The following is a 16,670-nucleotide window of genomic DNA, read 5'->3' on the forward strand; positions in this document are numbered from 1 at the left end:
CGTGGCCCTCCCGCTGGTCGTTCACGATAGAGGGCGTCGAGAGTCCAGCAGACCCAAAATCCTTTTCGACATTCCTGATCGGGGTGCCGAGCCGGTTTGCTGTGGTCAAAAAGAGGTCGAGCTTTTCGGCGGGTGCGGCTGAGATGACTTCGGCATAGGCAACGGCGCTCACGAGTGATTCTCCAGCTCGCCATTCAGAGGTTCAAGAAGGGGTCGGAGAAAGTCCTGCATCCAGATTGGCATGGCAGAGAGCCCCGCGCGAAGATCCTCGCGTATCTCCTTTCCATGCTTTGGAGCGGTGAGCAGCCTGCGAAGTTCGTTCTCGACGCTCCGTAGATCGTCTTCCGTACTCATCATATCCTGCATCCAGTAGAGTGCTTGGACGACGCGCATGCCTGGGCGTCCCGCCCAGTAGAGACGACTGGGTGCGGCCGATTTGAAATGGATGACCTGCTTCCCGAGCGTGATCGGTTTCAAGCGGGCATCAATCAGCACTTCAATGCGCGCCGGGACCGCCGTGGTGAGGCCGAGGTCGTTTGCGGCGGTCATGCCGTCGACCACGACTCGGGCTTGGTCCCGCCGCGTAACGGCTCTGATCACAGCGCGATAGTCGGGGACCGCCGGTTTGCCGGTGAGGTTGCTTTTTCTCGGCTTGTCGTAGAGCCCGCGATCGATGCGACGCAGCTCTCCTGCCGCGACGAGGCGTTGCAATGTTTTGTCGATGGCAGCGCGGCTGGCGAGATCGGCGAAGTCGGCGGGGGTCCACACCTCTGCCGGCGTTGCGTCAATTCGGGCCATAAGGCGCCGCCGAAGGTCTGTGGCCGGTTGATCGAACATGTCCGAAATATGATGCACATTTCGGACGCTGTCGACCGTCCTAACAATGCTGCATTCTTCGGACAGGGCCGGGAGCGCCCTCAGCTGGCGTTCTACAATCAGAGCCGGCTGTCGCTTTGCAGTTAAATGTAAGAATGGCCGCTTCCGAACTGGGTTGAGCATTTAATCGTGAGAATGGGCGGGTGCTCATCTTCAAATAAGCTGCTTCTGTGAATGGGCACGCACGCTGACCCATTGAGCGATGGCTTCTGCTGCGAAGGCATCGAACAGCTCGCGTCGGACGCCGATGGCGTGCCTGCGAAGCAGGTCGAGCATTTCCGGTCCGCTCTCCAGAACGACCGCCACGCCGGCGAGGAGGAACGGGCGCAGATGGAGCGGCAGGATGGGCTTGCCGGAGTTGGCGATGTTGCTCGGCTCCCCCATGGCAATCCGGTCGAACTCTGGGATGACGAGCCCCAGTACCTGCGCTGCCAGGCCCAGGCGCAGGCGAAGGCAGCCGCCCAATACGATGTTGAGAAGGTCGCAAAGTCGACACTCGGCGACGAGCGAGCCAAGCTCTGGATGCGAAACTTTCATCCGGACCTAAAGGCGCGCCCTGAAGAATTCGCCATTGACGAAGGGACCGCCAAACGCTGCCTTGAGCTTCTCCAACCGAAAAAGCGGCGCTGACGTTCGAGGCCCGCGTGTGCGTGATCCCCGCGGGGGCGTCATGGGAGATCCTCATGGTTTCCTAGCAGGGGCCAACCGGCTGCTATTTCTGATCTCTTCGATGATCTCAGGCTCAAGCCAGTAGTGGGCCTGGAGCGTACGAAGGCGATCTCACACGATTTGGCAGCGGGCTGTCAGGCCATTTATGCGCTCGACGGAAAACTCCAGCGCCTTACCCTTCTGCTTCACTTGGTATGCGCCATCGGTGGGGTTCTGATCAAAATGCCCGTGCGCCACGGTATTTCTCTGGCCAGCAATATCTTTCATCTCATCGAGAGGGGCGGAACCGAGCTTCCCCGGGTCGGAAACAAGGCTCAGCAGGTCAAGATGGAAGACCTTACGGCTGAAATCGACGCTGATGGCGCACTTCTCGAACAGATCTTCTCGATTGTGTGCCCGAAGAACCGTCCGAATCAGATCCGTCAGCTCATTGTCGATCTTGTTGAACGCGACCAGGAAACGACCGAGAGCCGCCTCATATTCAAGCTGGATAGCGGGATCTGCGAACGGAGGGTCGTCCTGGTACCAATCGGTGTCGTGGTCGTCGTCGTTCGGCTCGCTCATGGTTGTCCTGTCGATGGACCAGGCGGAAATGCGCCTCTCTTCTATCGGTCCGAGAGGGTCTGTCGTCACAATCATCGTCTGAGTCCCGCGGGCTCGCTCAAGGTGCTCTGCGAATTGCGACACTGATGGAGTTCAGCGCGCGAACCAGGTCCGGGTGGCGCACGAGATTCACCGCCGGCCCCGAGACCAATTTGACGTCCACCGCGCGGTCATAGACCGCGAGGCACTCGGCCGAGGTCAGGCGGGAGGAATAGAGCAGGGCGTCAACCGCGAAGGCGCCGTAGACCGCCTTGCTGAGCTCCTGTCCCTCTCGATGTGCTTTGGCGCGGGCCGCGTCAGTACTGACGCCGAGCCTCAGCAAGCTCGTCGTTCGTAGGTCGAGTACCAGGAGAGGAGACGGCGCAGTTACCTCTGCAAGGCCCATTCGTCGATCTCGCTGTAGTCGAGCACGCGTTCTGTGGCGCCTTCGAAGCGATCCCGGACAATGGTCTCCGCGATTGCCGTTGCGAGATCACGCGCGATGTAGACCAGCCGAAACGACTGATCGGGACTTGAAAAGCGGGTATGACCAAAGCCCATGCCGAGCGGGGTCGCGGCATGGGCGGCAGGCATGACCCGCAAGTAGGACTGCGGCTGGAATGCTAGAGCCAGCTCCGCGACGGTCTTCGGATCAAGCCTCACGATCAGCTGAAGTCTCTTTCGGCCGCGTCGATGACCTCGTCCAGATGTCCAGCCTTGAGCCGATCGAGCGGAGTTCCGCCGATGCTCGGCTTGGGCTGAATGAGCCACTGCCAGGCGGCTCTGGGGTTGCGGATGATCCTGGTGACGTCCGACATGCCTTCCACCGGCCGGCCGTCGACGAACTGCGCCAGGGGGAAGACATGCTTGCGCTCGCCCTTGAGCAGCCCAATGACGGCGCCTCGCCTTTGCCAGTCATGCAGGGTCGATCGCTTGGTGCCGAATGCCTTTTCGATGTCACCCGGTCCGGCAACCGGCCCCGCCCAGTCCTCAAGGCGAAGAGGCGTCGCGTAGGTCGCAAGACGCCGGCGGCCTTCGTCGAAATCGACCACGTCGGCCAAGCCGGCACCCTGGCTGACCTCGACGGGCTTGTCGACCGTGAGCTCGATCAGCTTTTCAGTGTGGCGGCCGGCGAGATCGGCGACCACGGTCTGCATTGCCTCGGCAAGGTCGTTCTCGTGGGTCAGAATCTGGCGCTGCTGCTCGTCAGACAGCCGGACAGCGGCCGCCGTGAGCGCGGCGACAACTTTGCTCTTTCCCTTCAGCACGGATCTGGAAATGCCGGGATTGTGCCGGGCGAGCACGTCGAGAATGTCAGCGACGGCTGCGCTGTTCACATTGAACTGCGCCCCACCGCCAGACTTGCGAACCGTTGCGACCATGTTGGCCTCCATAACTTCGGAGGGTTATATAGTCCGGATTGTCCGATTTGTCCAGATTGTTCGGCTTGGATGCTAGAGTTCCAGTCGAAGCTGCCCGGCCCTGAAGTTCGCACTCACCACAAGAGACGACAACGTCACGCCAAGCAAGCGAATGCCTTTGGCAGCCGGAAACACTTGGTCGATGAGCGCGAAGCAAAGGGCTTCGATCTCGCCTTGGCTCGCCGGAGGCGAGACGGCCGTTTGGCTGCGTGTGATCTGATGGAAATCGGCCTATTTCGCCTTCGGCGTGACCGTCCGCCGCTCCCGCGACGGGATCAAGCGAAATGGCGCGGGACGGACCGAAGGCGCCGTCGGCCGGCCAGCGTCCGCTGTCTGGCGGCAGCCCAACTTCTGCCAATGGCGCGAACAGAATGCCGCCCAGCAGCACTGCAAGCTTCTTGCGGAGATTCCGGCTTGTTTTCCCGCGCGATCTCTATTGCTGCAATCCAACTGAAATCTCCCTGGCGAGATCAGCGAGATAGCTGCATTCGGCGGCAGATTTATTGTCCCACCACATCGCGCAGAGATTATGGGACGGGATCGGCGGATTGGCCTCGAGCACACGCAAGGCAAGGTCGTCGCCCGAGACCCTGATCATCTCGCGCGGGATCAGGGCCGCGCCGGTGCCGGCATTGGCGAGCCTTGCGATCACCGTCAACGGGTTGCAGGTGTTCATCCGGTGGGGTTTGAGCCCCTTCGTGCCGAACCACATCTGGATGGTGGTGAACAGGCCCGATGGCGAACTGTTGGTGAAGATCGGCAGATCGACGAGATTCTCCGGCGTGGCGACATCGCCCTCGAAGGGCAGGTCCCTGCCGATGACCCAGACGAGATCGATCAGCCAGAGCGGGACGATGGTGACGCCCTCATGCGCGCGCGGCTGCGACAGGAAGGCGATATCGATCGAGCGGTCGAACAGGAGCTGTTCCAGCCGTGTGCTGAAATCCACGGTGACGTCGACCTGCAGGGATGCGTGCCGTGCCGCCAGCGCCGCCAGCAGATCGGGCAGGATCAGCGCCGCAAACGAGTCGGCGGCGCCGATGCGCAGCAGGCCGCGCCCCGGCAGCGCGTCCTTCGAGCGGCGCTGGACCTGTTCGGCATGGGCCAGCATGCGCTCGACATCGGCATAGATCGCACTGCCCAGCGTCGTCGGCACCGGCCGGTACAGCGCGCGGTCGAACAACTCCCCGCCGAGAATGCGCTCCAGCTCCTTGACCCGCAGGCTGACGGTCGGCTGGGCGAGATTGAGATGAGATGCGGCGGCGCGGAACCCTCCCAGCCGGGCCACCCAATAGAAAGCCTCAGCCTGACCGAAGGTGTAGCGCATGGGCAAAGACGATAGCGAACCGCTATCGAGACGCCAAGAGTTCTTATTTTCATTGGTCTTGACGCGGGTGTTACGCTTCTCCCCGTTCAGCGCGACGCCGATGTTTGCGCCACCAAGGCTTTGCCAGCCAAAAAGGGGATGTTCGATGGTCAATCTGCCGACGGATCGCCGACAATTTCTGACAGCGAGCGCCGGTGGCGCGCTCGCCGCTCTGCTGCCGTCCAGCCTGCTCCATGCCCAGCCGAACAACCGCAAGACGCTGACGATTGTCCTGCCGAGCAACCCGATCACCATCGACCCGATCAACCAGCTCAATCATGACGCGATGGTGCTAGGCCAGACTGTCTTCGAGAACCTCGTCGAGTTCGATGTCGAAGGCGTGCTGAAGCCGCAGCTCGCCAAGGCGCTGCCGACGATCTCAGGCGACAAGAAGACCTACACCTTCGAACTGCGCGACGACGTCACCTTCCACAACGGCAAGAAGATGACTGCGGAGGATGTGAAATACTCGTTCGACTACCTGCTCGACGCCAACAACAAGGCGCTGCGTCGGCCGCTCTTTACCAAGATCGCCAAGGTGACTGTGCTCGATCCGCTCAAGGTCCAGGTCGAGCTGTCCGAGCCCTACGGGCAGTGGCTCTACTTCCTGACCAAATATATGGGCATCTTCCCCGACGGCTCGCGCAAGGAGCATGGCGACGACTATTTCAAGTCGAAGCCCGCCGGCATGGGCACCGGCGCCGGCATTTTCGAGGAGTGGAAGCCCAACGACTCGATCAGCTTCAAGAAGAACCCGAATTATTGGCGCAAGGGCCTGCCAGCCTGGGATCGGCTCGTCGTCAAGATGATCCCGGAGGACGCCACCCGCGTCGCCTATCTCCTGACCAACCAGGTCGACATCATCAGCGCGCCGCCGGCGCGCGAATTCAACCGCCTCAAAACCATGCCTGGCATCACCGGCGCGTCGCGCCCGACGCTGGGAGGCGCGCTCTTGATGTTCACCAACAACCTCAAGCCGCCGCTCGACGACCTGAACTTCCGCAAGGCACTGTCCTGCGCCATCGATCGCAAGACGATCGGCGACAAGGTCTATTACGGGCTGCTCGATCCGGCCGCCGTGCTCGCACCGCCGCGCGGCTGGTGGTTCAATGCCGAGGCCGAAAAGGAGCTGGGCTTCGATCTCGACCGCGCCAAGGAGTTCCTGGCGAAGTCGAAATATCCGACCGGTGCCGAGATCGACATCTCGATCCAGGCCGAGCCCTATCTGCTGGATACAAAGGATGCGGCGATCTTCCTGCAGGCGCAGCTTGCCAAGATTGGCGTCAAGATCAACCTCAAGGTCTATGAGTTCTCGGTGCTGATCCAGCAGATCGCGCGCGGTGAGCACCAGATGGCGATGCAGGTCTTCATGTCGCCTGGCGAGGCGACCTACATCATCGCCAATACGGTGATGCCGGGCCAGTTTCTCTCGAAGAGCACGGGCTATGACAACGCGGAGCTCAATGCGCTGATGGCCGCCTCCTTCCTCGAGACGGAACAGGCCAAGCTCAAGGAGCTTTACGGGAAGATGCAGGCGATCATGGCTCGCGACGCGCCGATCGGCGTGCTCGGCTTCGTTCACGCCTCCAATCTCTGGCGGCAGGGCGTTCAAGACTTCAAGGTCAACCAGGCGCTGACGATGAGCGTCGGCGAGGTGAAGGTCTAAAGCCCGCCACCAACGCTCGGAACATCGCCCATGCTTCGCCTCGTCGCCGGCCGGATCGTTTCATCCATCGGCACCTTGCTCTTCGTTGGCTTCGCGCTGTTTGCGCTGACGCGCGCCGGTCCGGGTTCGCCAGCCCGGATCGTGCTCGGCGCGGATGCGACCGCAGAGCAACTCGCGCAGTTCGAGCAGGCGAACGGGCTCGACCGGCCCTTCCTGGCGCAATATGGTTACTGGCTTTCCGACATCCTGTGCGGCGATTTCGGACGCTCCTTCGTCACCGGCCGCGATGTCGGCAGCGAGATCGTCAACGCCCTGCCGGTGACCTTGTCGATCGTGCTCTTCGCCTTCGCGCTCGCCGTGATCTTCGGCATCGGCATCGGCATCGCGGCGGCCCTGCGCCCCAGGGGCATGTTCGATCGCGTATCGCGGCTTTTGTCGGTAGTCGGCCTGTCGGTGCCGGCCTTCTGGCTCGGCATCGTCCTGATCCGCTTCGTCGCGGTCGATCTGCGCTGGCTGCCGCCCGGCGGCTATGCGCCGCTGTCGGCCGGGCTCTCCGCCCATCTCCAGACGATCCTGATGCCGGCGGTGTCGCTGGCGGTCTACTACATCGCCGTGCTGGCGCGGATGACGCAGGCCAGCCTGCAGGACACGTTGCGCGGCGACTATGTCCGCACTGCCCGCGCGATGGGGCTGTCCTCGCCGCGGGTCGTGGTCTACGCGCTGATCAACGCCCTGCCACCGGTGATCAACCTCGCGGCGCTCTCCTTCGGCTACATGTTCGGCTGGGCGCTGATCATCGAGCAGGTCTTCAATGTGCCGGGCCTGTCGCGCGCCTTGCTGAACGCGATCTCGCAGCGCGACTTCCTTTTGCTGCAGGGCATCGTCTTCCTGTTCACGGTCATCTTCGTGCTGGCCAATCTCGCCGCCGACCTCGTCAATCACCTGCTCGATCCGCGCCAGAGGGTCGCCGCATGAAGGGCCTCTCGTCGACGCTGCGCATGATCGACTGGACCGGCTGGCTCGGCGCGGGAATCGTCCTCGTCATGATCTGCGCCGCGGTCTTCGCGCCGCTGATCGCGCCCTATGATCCCGTCGCGCTGAGCATCGAGGATCGCCTGCTGGCGCCCGACATGGCGCATTGGCTCGGCACCGACCAGGCCGGCCGCGACGTGCTGAGCCGGATCATCTTCGGCGCACGGGCTTCACTCGCCGTGGGCGTCGGGGCCGTCGCCATCGGCGCTCTGATCGGCGTCTCGGCTGGGCTGTTCGCCGCCTATAAGGGCGGGCTCGGCGACCAGCTCGTGATGCGCATCGTCGATGGCGTTGCCTCGATTCCGCTGCTGGTCTGGGCGATCGCGATCGTCGGAATCCTCGGCGTCGGGCCGGTGCCGGTCGGCCCGCTGCTCCTGCCCAACGAGATCAAGATCGTCTTGCTGGTCGGCGTGCTGTTCTCGCCGGTCTTCGCCCGCGTCACCTATGCGGTGGCGAGCCGCGTGGTCGGCGCCGACTATGTCCGGGCGCGCTATCTGCAGGGCGCGACGCATTGGGACATCGTCACCGGCGACATCCTGCCCAACTGCCTGTCGCCGATCATCGTGCAGGGCACGCTCCTGGTCGCGATCGGCATCGTCGTCGAGGCCTCGGTCTCCTTCGTCGGACTGGGCGTGCAGCCGCCTCAGGCGAGCTGGGGCTCGATGCTGTCGGATGCGCGCAGCGCGATCTATTCCGGCGAATGGTGGCTGCCGGTGTTTCCGGGGCTGGCGATCTCGATCACCGTGATCGGCTTCAACCTGCTCGGCGACGCGGTGCGCGAGCTGTTCGATCCGCGCAGCGAAGCCAGGACGCTGGTCGCATGAGTGGCACGGGTCACATGAGCGCGCCTCTGCTCAGCATCGAGGGTCTGCGCGTCGGCTTCCGCAGTGCGGATGGCGGCGTGGTCGAGGCGGTGCGCGGCGTCGATTTCTCGGTCGCGGCCGGGGAGGCGGTCGGCGTCGTCGGCGAATCAGGTTCCGGCAAAAGCCTGAGCATGCTCGCGGTGATGCGCCTGCTCGGCTCGCCGGCGCATACGACCGGCGGGCGCGTGATCTTCGACGGCCAGGATTTCCTCGCCCTCAACGAGGCTCGCATGCGCGCCATTCGCGGCCGCGACATCGCCATGGTGTTTCAAGACCCGCAAAGCTCGCTCAACCCGGCACTGACCATTGGGCGGCAGATCACCGATGTCGTGCGGGCCCATCGGCAGGTGTCGGGTGCGGAGGCCCGCCGGATCGCGGCGGAATCGCTGGAGCGCGTCGGCATCCGCGAAGCCGGAAAGCGCCTCGATGCGTATCCGCATGAGTTCTCGGGCGGCATGCGCCAACGCGCCCTGATCGCTATGGCGATCGCCTGCCGCCCACGCCTGCTGATCGCAGACGAACCTACGACGGCGCTCGATGTCACGGTGCAGGCCCAGATCGTCGATCTGATCGCGGAGCTCCGGCGCGATCTCGGCATCGCGGTAATCTTCATCTCGCACAACCTCCAGCTCGTCGCCGAGATCGTCGACCGGGTCGTGGTGATGTATGGCGGCAAGGTTGTCGAGGATGGGCCCGTCGAGGCGATCGAGCGCGCGCCGCGCCATCCCTATACCGGGTTGCTGCAGGCCTGCGTGCCGAGCCTGACCGGCCCGGTCGGTCCGCTGGTGGCGATCGAAGGCGCGCCGCCGCGTCTCGGCCGCATGCCGCCGGGCTGCCCGTTTTCGCCGCGTTGCCCGCATGTCGTCGAGGCCTGCATCGCGGAGATGCCGCCGCTGGAACGCGAGGCCGACCGCCACTTCGCCTGCTGGAGGCCGCTATGACCGGCCCGATCCTGTCGCTGCGCGGCATCACCAAATCCTATGCGCAGGGCACCGCCTTTGACCGGCTGCTGGGCCGCGACACGCGTTTCGTCGCGCTCGCCGGCATCTCCCTGGAGATCGGACGCGGCGACGTCGTCGGCATCGTCGGCGAAAGCGGCTCGGGCAAATCGACATTGGCGAACATCGCGGTCGGGCTGACCAGGCCGACATCGGGCGAGGTTCTGCTCGATGGCGAGCCGCTGTCGGCCTTGATGCGCGACCATGGCGGGCCGTGGCGGCGGCGCATCCAGATGGCCTTCCAGGATTCGAGCAGCGCGCTCAATCCGCGCAAGACGGTGAGCCGCTGCCTGACCGAGACCCTGGCGCTGCGCGGCGTGCCTAAGCCTGAGCGCGAGGGCGAGGCTCTGGCGATGCTGGCGCTGGTCGGGCTCGGCGCGGAGCTCGCGCCACGCCTGCCGCATGAACTTTCGGGCGGCCAGCGACAGCGCGTCGGGCTGGCGCGGGCGCTGGCGATGAAGCCGGACATCCTGATCGCCGACGAACCGGTCTCCTCGCTCGACGTCTCGCTGCAGGCGCAGGTCATCAACCTTCTCAGCCGGCTGACGCGCGAACTCGGCCTGACCCTGCTCTTCATCAGCCATGACCTGGCGCTGGTGCGCACGCTCTGCTCGCGGATCATCGTGATGCGCAAGGGCGAGATCGTCGAGCAGGGGCCGTGCCTCGACGTGCTCGACCACCCTGCCCATCCCTACACGCAGCTCCTGATCGCCGCCGTGCCGAAAGGCATCAAGGGGCGTCGCGGCCAGGCGGCCACAACCTCTGCCAGCCCCGCCCGTGAAAGCGCCGGCTGATCTCTCCTCCGACCTCACGAGACCAAACCCATGACGCAGCACAGCTACAGGATCGGCATCGATATCGGCGGCACCTTCACCGATATCGTGATTGCCCGCGACGACGGGCTGATCGAGACCCGCAAGGTGCCATCGACGCCCGACGACTACAGCCGCGGCATCGTCGAGGCGCTGGGCCGGCTCGTCGCGGACTATGAAACCACGCCAGACCGCATCACCGGCATCGTCCACGCCACCACCGTCGCGACCAACGCGATCCTGGAATACAAGGGTGCCCGCACCGGTCTTCTGACCACCGAGGGCTTCCGCGACGTGCTCGAAATGCGCCGCCTGCGAATCCCGGTGCTCTACGATCTGCAATACGACAAGCCGAGGCCGCTGGCGGCGCGGCATCTGCGGCTGGAGGCACGCGAGCGGCTCGGACCGGACGGTTCGGTTCGGATACCGCTGAACGAGGATGATGTTCGGCGGGCGGCGGCGCAGTTCCGCGACGAGAAGGTCGAGGCGGTCGCGATCAGCTTCCTGCACGCCTATGCTAACCCCGACCATGAGATCGCGGCCGAAGCGATCCTGCGCGAGGAGCTCGGCGATGATGTCTATATCTGCCGGGGCTCGGAAATCCTGCCCGAGATCCGCGAATATGAGCGCACCTCGACCGTCGTGGTGAACGCCTATATCGGCCCGGTCGTGCGCAACTATGCCGCCGCGCTGACGACGCGGCTGGCCTCGATCGGCGTAACCTGCCCGGTTGAGATGATGCATTCGGGCGGCGGCATCATGCGGCTGGGTTCGGCTGTGAAGCGCGCGGCCTCGCTGGTCGAGTCCGGGCCTGCGGCGGGCGTCATCGCCTGCGCGAGGCTGGTCTCGGGCAGCAATGAGCCGAGCATCATCTCCTTCGACATGGGCGGCACCACCGCCAAGGCCGCGCTGATCGAGGATGGCGAGCCCGCCCGCACCACCGAATATGAGGTCGGTGCCGGCATCAATCTTTCCAGCAAGCTGGTCAAGGGCGGCGGCTATCCGATCAAGATGCCCTTCATCGACGTCTCCGAAATCGGCGCCGGCGGCGGCAGCATCGTCGCCATCGACAAGATGAACCAGGTTTCGGTGGGTCCGCAGAGCGCCGGCGCCTATCCCGGTCCGGTCTGCTACGGGCTCGGCGGCAAGCAGGCGACGCTGACCGACGCCTTCCTGACGCTGGGCTACATCAACGACGTGGCGCTGGCCGGCGGCACCTTCCCCCTGCAGGCCGATGCCGGACGCGCGGCGCTGAACGATCAGGTTGCTCGGCCGCTGCGGCTCGACCTGACCAGGACGGCGCGCGGCGTGCTGACGCTGGCGGTCACCACGATGACGCGAGCGGTGAAGGCGGTCTCGACCTATCGCGGCCGCGATCCGCGCCATTCGACCCTGGTCGCCTTCGGCGGCAACGGGCCGGTCGTCGCCGCCGAGGTCGCAAAGGCGCTGGGGATCCGGCGGGTGGTGATCCCGCGTGCGGCGGGCGTCTTCAGCGCGCTCGGGCTGCTGCGCTCGGATGTCGAGCAGGAGTTCGTCCGCCCCTCGCGCCGCCGGGCCGGAGACCTCGACGATTCCGGTCTGGCGCAGCTCTATGCCGAGCTGACCGAGGATGCCCGCCGCGTTCTGGCGCTGGAAGGCTACGAGCTGTCGCGCGCCGAATTCCGCTACGCCGCAGACCTTCGCTATGTCGGGCAGGCCTATGAGCTGACGGTGCCGGCGCGGCGTCTGGTCTTCGACGAGCTGGCGGAGCTGTTCCACCTCGAGCATGAGCGGACCTATGGCCACCGTTCGCAGAAGGACCAGGTCCATCTCGTCAATGCCCGGCTCACCGCGAGGTTGCCGCTCGTCGCGCCACCGCAGCATTTCGCGCCCGCTCCAGGCCAGCGCCGGTTCGACCGGCCGGTATCCTTCGAGGATGTCGGCACCGCGACTGTCGCGGTGATCGGGCGCGCCGATCTCGACGCCTCGCCCCGGCGCGGCCCTTTCGTCATCGAGGAATACGACTGCACCTGCGTCGTCGGGCCGGGCCAGACCGCCCGCCTGGAGGACGCCGGCAATATCGACATCGCGCTGGAGGCCGCATGATGACCGACGCGATCGACCCGATCACGGTGGAGGTGATCCGCAACGCGCTTGCCTCGACCGCCGACGAAATGGCGCTGATCGTGATGCGCAGCGCCTATTCGCCGGTGGTGCGCGACATCATGGATTACTCGACGGCACTCTGCGATGCGCAGGGGCGCGTGATCGCGCAGGGGCTGACGCTGCCGATCCAGCTCTGCTCCTTTCCGCGCGTGATGCGGTTCGTGAAACAGCGCTATGGCGCGACCCTGAAACCGGGTGACGTCCTGATCGCCAACGACCCCTATGGCTCAGGCGGCCAGCATCTGCCTGACATCTACATCCTGAAGCCGATCTTCGTGGAGGAGCGCCTGGCCGGTTTCGCCGCCACGGTGGCCCACCACACCGATATCGGCGGCATCGTGCCCGGAAGCGTCGCGATCTATGCAACCGAGATCCAGCAGGAGGGCCTGCGACTGCCGCTGCTCAAGCTTTATGAAGCGGGCGCGCCGGTCGATGCGGTCTTCCGCATCATCGAGGCCAATACGCGCGCGCCGGTCGAGGTTCTTGGCGACATCCGCGCCCAGATCGCCGCCTGCAATGTCGCCGAAGAAGGCCTGCGCTCGCTAATCGCCCGCTACGGCGCCACGCTGCTCGACCGCTATATCGACGCGCTGCACGACCATGCCGAGGCGATGATGCGCGACGTGATCCGCGCGCTCCCCAACGGCGTCTACAAGGCGACCGATTATATCGACGGCGTCGGCGGGCATCCGGTCCCGCTCGCCATCGTCGCCACCGTGACGGTCGAGGACGACAGCATCGATGTCGACTTCGCCGGCACGGCCGGTCAAGTCGCCGCCTCGATCAACTGCCCGATCTCGCTGCCGGAATCGGCGGCCTTTTGCGCGATCCGCTGCCTGTCGCAGCAGGACATCCCCAATTGCGAGGGCTATCTGCGCCCGATCACGGTGCGCGCGCCGGAGGGCTGCCTGGTCAATCCGCGCTATCCCGCGGCCTGCGGCGCGCGCGGCGTCGTCGGTTACCGGGTGTTCGATGCGATCATGCAGGCTTTGGCGCAGATCGTGCCCGAGCGTGCCATCGGCGGCTCGGAGGGCGGGCCTTATCTGCTTGCCGGCGGCGGCATGCATGACGGCAAGCCCTTCGTGCTCAACGAGATGGTGGTCGGTACCTGGGGGGCGCGCGCCGGCAAGGATGGTATCGAGGGCATCTCCAACCCGGCCGCAAATCTCTCCAACCAGCCAATCGAGATGGTCGAGACCGACATGCCGGTCGAGGTGCTGCGCTACGGGCTCGTGCCGGATTCCGGCGGCGCCGGAGAGTTCCGCGGCGGGCTCGCCTTCGTGCGCGAGTTCCGCTTCCTTGCCGATGCGCGCTTCACCTTGCGCGGCGACCGGCGCGACCACCCGCCCTTCGGTATCGAAGGTGGCGGCACGGGCGCGCCCTCGGCGCATCTGTTCATCCGGACGGATGGCACGCAGCATCACCTGCCGACGATGCCGATGGAGAGCTTCAACGCTAAACGAGGCGACATCTTCCGCCTGACCGGGGCCGGCGGCGGCGGCTACGGCGACGCGCTCAAGCGCGAGCCCTGGCGCGTCGCCGACGATCTGCTCGAGGGCAAGGTCACCATCGAGGGCGCCATGCGCGACTATGGCGTGATCTTCGCCGCCGACCGCGTCAGCGTCGATCTCGCCGCGACCGAGGAGGCGCGGGCGCAGCGGATGGGACAGCGCCAATGAGCCTCAAACCCTTCGGCGCGGCCGCGCTCAACCAGCCGCTGATCGGCCAGCCCGGCGGCCGTTCGCGCCTCGAAACGCCGGCCGCAGTGCTTGATCTCGACATCTTCGAGCGCAATATCGCGAGGCTCGCCCAGACCTGCAAACGCGCCGGCATCGCTTTCCGCCCGCATGCCAAATCGCACAAATGCGCCGAGATCGCGCGGCGCCAGATGGCGGCGGGCGCATCGGGCATCTGCTGCGCCAAACCGGGTGAGTTGCTGGCGCTGTTCGAGGGCGGCGCCAATGATCTGATGCTGAGCGCACCGATCGCAAGCGCCGCCAAGATCGATGCGCTGGCGCGGGCTGCAGCCAGAGGCGCGCGCATCGGCGTCGTGGTCGACCGGCTCAATCTGGTGGCGGCTTACGCCGAAGCGGCCTCGCGGCATGGCACGCGCTTCGACGTCTTCGTCGACCTCGACACGGGGCTGAGGCGCAGCGGTGTCGCCAGTGCACAGGAGGCGGTCGCGCTCGCATGCGCGGTCACGGACCAGGCCAGCCTGCGCTATGTCGGGGTGCAGGCTTATCAGGGCCGGGTCCAGCATATCGAGGGTTTCGCCGCGAGGCGGTCGGCCAATAACAAGGCGAACCGCCTACTGACCGCGATGCTGGATGTGCTGAAACAGGCCGGCCTCGCGCCCGGAATCGTCTCGGGCGGCGGCACCGGCAGCCATCTGCTCGACGGGCAGGCGCAGGTGCTGACCGAAGTGCAGCCGGGCTCCTATGTCTTCATGGACGAGGCCTATAATCCGGTCGACATCTATGGCGCCGGCGGGCCGGAATTCGGACCGGCGCTGCGCGTCGCGGTGACGGTGGTCGGCCACAGCTCGGCCGGCTTTGCGATCACGGACGGCGGCAGCAAGAGCTTCGCGCCGGACGGGCCGCCCCCGCGCGTCTTCCTCGGCGGCGCCCTCGTCGGGCGGATCGAATGGTGCGGCGACGAATTCGGTCGAATCCTGCCTGAGCCCGGCTATGGCACGTTGCCAATCGGAACGGTGGTCGAATGCACTGTTCCGCATTGCGATCCGACGATTAACCTCCATGACTTTTTGCATGTTGTGTCGGAGGGCCGGCTCGTCGCGCTTTGGTCTATTGAGGCGCGGGGCCGCGCAGATTGATCGATCGAGCTCGAGTTGCGCGTGGTACGAACTGGGTCGGCATGATGGCATGTCCCCCGCTCGGATTCATAAACAAAACAGCTGCCACGCTGTTTATTTATCCATTGATCAAATCCTTGCTCAGGGTGCAGCTACTTGCGCATCTCGCCCGGGCGAGCCGTGGACGATTTGTGGCCCATACTGGAAGTCTAGGTGTCCGCTTTCGGGCGGGTGCTTCGGTCGCAGGCGAGCAGCCGGATTGGTTCATCGCGGAGGTTGAAAAGGGCGAAGGCTGGCTGAGGAGCACGACGGCCTGCTGGCGACGCCCCGGTAGCGCACAGGTTGAATAGCCCCTAGATTTCTGGACGCCTTCTTCCCTAGTTTTGAGGCAAGGAGGCCATGATGGGGCCCGGACATTTCACGGACGATTTTGAATAGCCCCGAGTTTCGTAGACGCCGTCGGGCTACGTATTGTGCTGCCGTTCGAACTCGACGGGTGACAGCATCCCGTTCCTGACGTGCTTGCGCTTGGGGTTGTAGAACATCTCGATGTAGTCGAACACGTCCTGCCTTGCCTCTTCGCGCGTTCGGTAGGTCTTGCGGCGGATTCGCTCCCGCTTGAGCAGATTGAAAAAGCTCTCTGCCACCGCGTTGTCGTGGCAGTTCCCGCGCCGGCTCATCGAGTGCTCAAGATTGTGGTGCTTCAGGAAGGCAGCCCAATCCATGCTGGTGAACTGGGAGCCCTGATCCGAGTGAACCAGGACCGTGGTCTTCGGCTTGCGTCGCCATACCGCCATGAGCAACGCCTGCAGCACGACGTCGGTGACCTGCCGGCTCTGCAGTGACCAGCCAATGACGCGGCGGGAGAACAGGTCGATCACCACGGCCAGATAGGCGAAGCCTTCCTGGGTCCTGATGTAGGTGATGTCCGTCACCCACGCTTTGTCCTGGGCATCAACATCGAACTGTCGGGCCAGGGTATTGTCGACCATGACCGACGGCTTGCCGCCATGAGAACCCGGCCGGCGTCGATAGCCGATCTGAGCCTTGATCCCCGCCAGCCTAGCGAGGCGGGCGACCCGGTTGGCGCAACTGGTCTCGCCCTGATCGAGCAGGTCGTCATGCAGCTTGCGGTAGCCATAGACCCGGCCGCTCTCTTTCCAGGCCCTGTCGAGGAGCTCGATCTGGCGCGCATCCTCCCGAGCTCTCCGGCTCAACGGATTCTTCAGCCAGGCATAGAAACCGCTGGGCTGGATGCGCAGGCAGCGACACATCGCCCGCACTGGGAACTGGCGGCGATGCTCGGCCACAAACGCGTATCTCACTTTGCATCCTTGGCGAAATACGCGGTGGCTTCTCTTTTGGGGCGGTACGAGTCAAGCAAAGGCTCTCATCGCGGGCTCATCGAGCCCGACGCCGCACATGATG

General features: G+C 64.9%; 15 protein-coding genes and 2 pseudogenes. 8 read left to right on the forward strand and 9 right to left on the reverse strand.

The genetic code is table 11. The annotated features are described in order from the left end of the window. Positions 1 to 168: 168 nt before the first annotated feature. The 8 genes and pseudogenes from AB6806_RS26780 to AB6806_RS26815 all read right to left on the reverse strand — a co-directional run bounded on the left by AB6806_RS26780 (position 169) and on the right by AB6806_RS26815 (position 4,875). Positions 169 to 837, reverse strand: coding sequence for a DUF6088 family protein (locus AB6806_RS26780; protein WP_370956061.1), 669 nt, complete (start codon positions 835 to 837; stop codon positions 169 to 171). A 192-nt stretch (positions 838 to 1,029) separates the two neighbouring features. Then, positions 1,030 to 1,413, reverse strand: a complete 384-nt coding sequence (locus AB6806_RS26785; protein WP_370956062.1) for a hypothetical protein — start codon at positions 1,411 to 1,413, stop codon at positions 1,030 to 1,032. A gap of 243 nt (positions 1,414 to 1,656) precedes the next feature. Beyond that, entirely contained in the window at positions 1,657 to 2,109 is a 453-nt protein-coding gene (locus AB6806_RS26790; protein WP_370956063.1) for a hypothetical protein, read from the reverse strand. A gap of 97 nt (positions 2,110 to 2,206) precedes the next feature. Beyond that, positions 2,207 to 2,470 carry a hypothetical protein gene (locus tag AB6806_RS26795; RefSeq protein WP_370956064.1) on the reverse strand — a complete coding sequence of 88 codons (264 nt, stop codon included), beginning with the start codon at positions 2,468 to 2,470 and terminating at the stop codon, positions 2,207 to 2,209. 44 nt (positions 2,471 to 2,514) lie between these two features. Next, positions 2,515 to 2,790 (reverse strand): RES domain-containing protein, encoded by a 276-nt coding sequence (locus AB6806_RS26800; protein WP_370956065.1) that lies wholly within the window; start codon positions 2,788 to 2,790, stop codon positions 2,515 to 2,517. 2 nt (positions 2,791 to 2,792) lie between these two features. Then, positions 2,793 to 3,521: an antitoxin Xre/MbcA/ParS-like domain-containing protein gene (locus tag AB6806_RS26805; RefSeq protein WP_370956066.1), complete on the reverse strand. Its 729-nt coding sequence runs from the start codon at positions 3,519 to 3,521 to the stop codon at positions 2,793 to 2,795. 60 nt (positions 3,522 to 3,581) lie between these two features. Beyond that, positions 3,582 to 3,767, reverse strand: a pseudogene (locus AB6806_RS26810) (DinB/UmuC family translesion DNA polymerase); the annotation flags it as partial. Between the two features lie 214 nt (positions 3,768 to 3,981). Then, the gene (locus tag AB6806_RS26815; RefSeq protein WP_370956067.1) at positions 3,982 to 4,875 is read right to left on the reverse strand and encodes a LysR family transcriptional regulator; all 894 of its coding nucleotides are present in this window, start codon (positions 4,873 to 4,875) and stop codon (positions 3,982 to 3,984) included. 145 nt (positions 4,876 to 5,020) lie between these two features. Between AB6806_RS26815 and AB6806_RS26820 the strand changes: the two genes are divergently transcribed. The 8 genes from AB6806_RS26820 to AB6806_RS26855 are packed head-to-tail and all read left to right on the forward strand — an operon-like array spanning position 5,021 to position 15,263. Next, entirely contained in the window at positions 5,021 to 6,580 is a 1,560-nt protein-coding gene (locus AB6806_RS26820; protein WP_370956068.1) for an ABC transporter substrate-binding protein, read from the forward strand. Positions 6,581 to 6,610: 30 nt separating this feature from the next. After that, positions 6,611 to 7,555 carry an ABC transporter permease gene (locus tag AB6806_RS26825; RefSeq protein WP_370956069.1) on the forward strand — a complete coding sequence of 315 codons (945 nt, stop codon included), beginning with the start codon at positions 6,611 to 6,613 and terminating at the stop codon, positions 7,553 to 7,555. Further along, a complete protein-coding gene (locus AB6806_RS26830) occupies positions 7,552 to 8,436 on the forward strand; it encodes an ABC transporter permease (protein ID WP_370956071.1) in 885 nt (294 codons plus the stop codon). The genes AB6806_RS26825 and AB6806_RS26830 overlap by 4 nt, the downstream gene beginning before the upstream one ends. 14 nt (positions 8,437 to 8,450) lie before the next feature. Then, positions 8,451 to 9,416 carry an ABC transporter ATP-binding protein gene (locus AB6806_RS26835; protein WP_370956072.1) on the forward strand — a complete coding sequence of 322 codons (966 nt, stop codon included), beginning with the start codon at positions 8,451 to 8,453 and terminating at the stop codon, positions 9,414 to 9,416. Further along, complete coding sequence (locus AB6806_RS26840) at positions 9,413 to 10,267, forward strand: ABC transporter ATP-binding protein (RefSeq protein ID WP_370956074.1); 855 nt, start codon at positions 9,413 to 9,415, stop codon at positions 10,265 to 10,267. Before AB6806_RS26835 ends, AB6806_RS26840 begins: the two co-directional genes overlap by 4 nt. Positions 10,268 to 10,297: 30 nt before the next feature. Beyond that, the gene (locus tag AB6806_RS26845) at positions 10,298 to 12,370 is read left to right on the forward strand and encodes a hydantoinase/oxoprolinase family protein (RefSeq protein WP_370956076.1); all 2,073 of its coding nucleotides are present in this window, start codon (positions 10,298 to 10,300) and stop codon (positions 12,368 to 12,370) included. Beyond that, on the forward strand, positions 12,367 to 14,109 hold the full coding sequence (locus AB6806_RS26850; RefSeq protein WP_370956078.1) for a hydantoinase B/oxoprolinase family protein: 1,743 nt from the start codon (positions 12,367 to 12,369) through the stop codon (positions 14,107 to 14,109). The genes AB6806_RS26845 and AB6806_RS26850 overlap by 4 nt, the downstream gene beginning before the upstream one ends. Further along, on the forward strand, positions 14,106 to 15,263 hold the full coding sequence (locus AB6806_RS26855) for a DSD1 family PLP-dependent enzyme (protein ID WP_370956079.1): 1,158 nt from the start codon (positions 14,106 to 14,108) through the stop codon (positions 15,261 to 15,263). The genes AB6806_RS26850 and AB6806_RS26855 overlap by 4 nt, the downstream gene beginning before the upstream one ends. A gap of 443 nt (positions 15,264 to 15,706) precedes the next feature. On the opposite strand, the pseudogene AB6806_RS26860 reads toward AB6806_RS26855, so the two are convergent. Continuing rightward, positions 15,707 to 16,603, reverse strand: a pseudogene (locus AB6806_RS26860) (IS3 family transposase); the annotation flags it as partial. Positions 16,604 to 16,670: the final 67 nt, after the last annotated feature.

The organism is Allobosea sp. RCC_152_1 (assembly GCF_041360765.1).
In the GTDB taxonomy this organism is placed as follows: domain Bacteria; phylum Pseudomonadota; class Alphaproteobacteria; order Rhizobiales; family Beijerinckiaceae; genus Allobosea; species Allobosea spartocytisi.

Excerpts from the sequence above, each read along its gene's own strand:
- AB6806_RS26855 (WP_370956079.1), top strand. The coding sequence starts at position 14,106 with ATGAGCCTCAAACCCTTCGGCGCGGCCGCGCTCAACCAGCCGCTGATC.
- AB6806_RS26850 (WP_370956078.1), top strand. The coding sequence starts at position 12,367 with ATGATGACCGACGCGATCGACCCGATCACGGTGGAGGTGATCCGCAAC.
- AB6806_RS26815 (WP_370956067.1), bottom strand. The coding sequence starts at position 4,875 with ATGCGCTACACCTTCGGTCAGGCTGAGGCTTTCTATTGGGTGGCCCGG.
- AB6806_RS26840 (WP_370956074.1), top strand. The coding sequence starts at position 9,413 with ATGACCGGCCCGATCCTGTCGCTGCGCGGCATCACCAAATCCTATGCG.
- AB6806_RS26805 (WP_370956066.1), bottom strand. The coding sequence starts at position 3,521 with ATGGAGGCCAACATGGTCGCAACGGTTCGCAAGTCTGGCGGTGGGGCG.
- AB6806_RS26835 (WP_370956072.1), top strand. The coding sequence starts at position 8,451 with ATGAGCGCGCCTCTGCTCAGCATCGAGGGTCTGCGCGTCGGCTTCCGC.
- AB6806_RS26845 (WP_370956076.1), top strand. The coding sequence starts at position 10,298 with ATGACGCAGCACAGCTACAGGATCGGCATCGATATCGGCGGCACCTTC.
- AB6806_RS26785 (WP_370956062.1), bottom strand. The coding sequence starts at position 1,413 with ATGAAAGTTTCGCATCCAGAGCTTGGCTCGCTCGTCGCCGAGTGTCGA.
- AB6806_RS26830 (WP_370956071.1), top strand. The coding sequence starts at position 7,552 with ATGAAGGGCCTCTCGTCGACGCTGCGCATGATCGACTGGACCGGCTGG.
- AB6806_RS26820 (WP_370956068.1), top strand. The coding sequence starts at position 5,021 with ATGGTCAATCTGCCGACGGATCGCCGACAATTTCTGACAGCGAGCGCC.
- AB6806_RS26780 (WP_370956061.1), bottom strand. The coding sequence starts at position 837 with ATGTTCGATCAACCGGCCACAGACCTTCGGCGGCGCCTTATGGCCCGA.
- AB6806_RS26825 (WP_370956069.1), top strand. The coding sequence starts at position 6,611 with ATGCTTCGCCTCGTCGCCGGCCGGATCGTTTCATCCATCGGCACCTTG.
- AB6806_RS26790 (WP_370956063.1), bottom strand. The coding sequence starts at position 2,109 with ATGAGCGAGCCGAACGACGACGACCACGACACCGATTGGTACCAGGAC.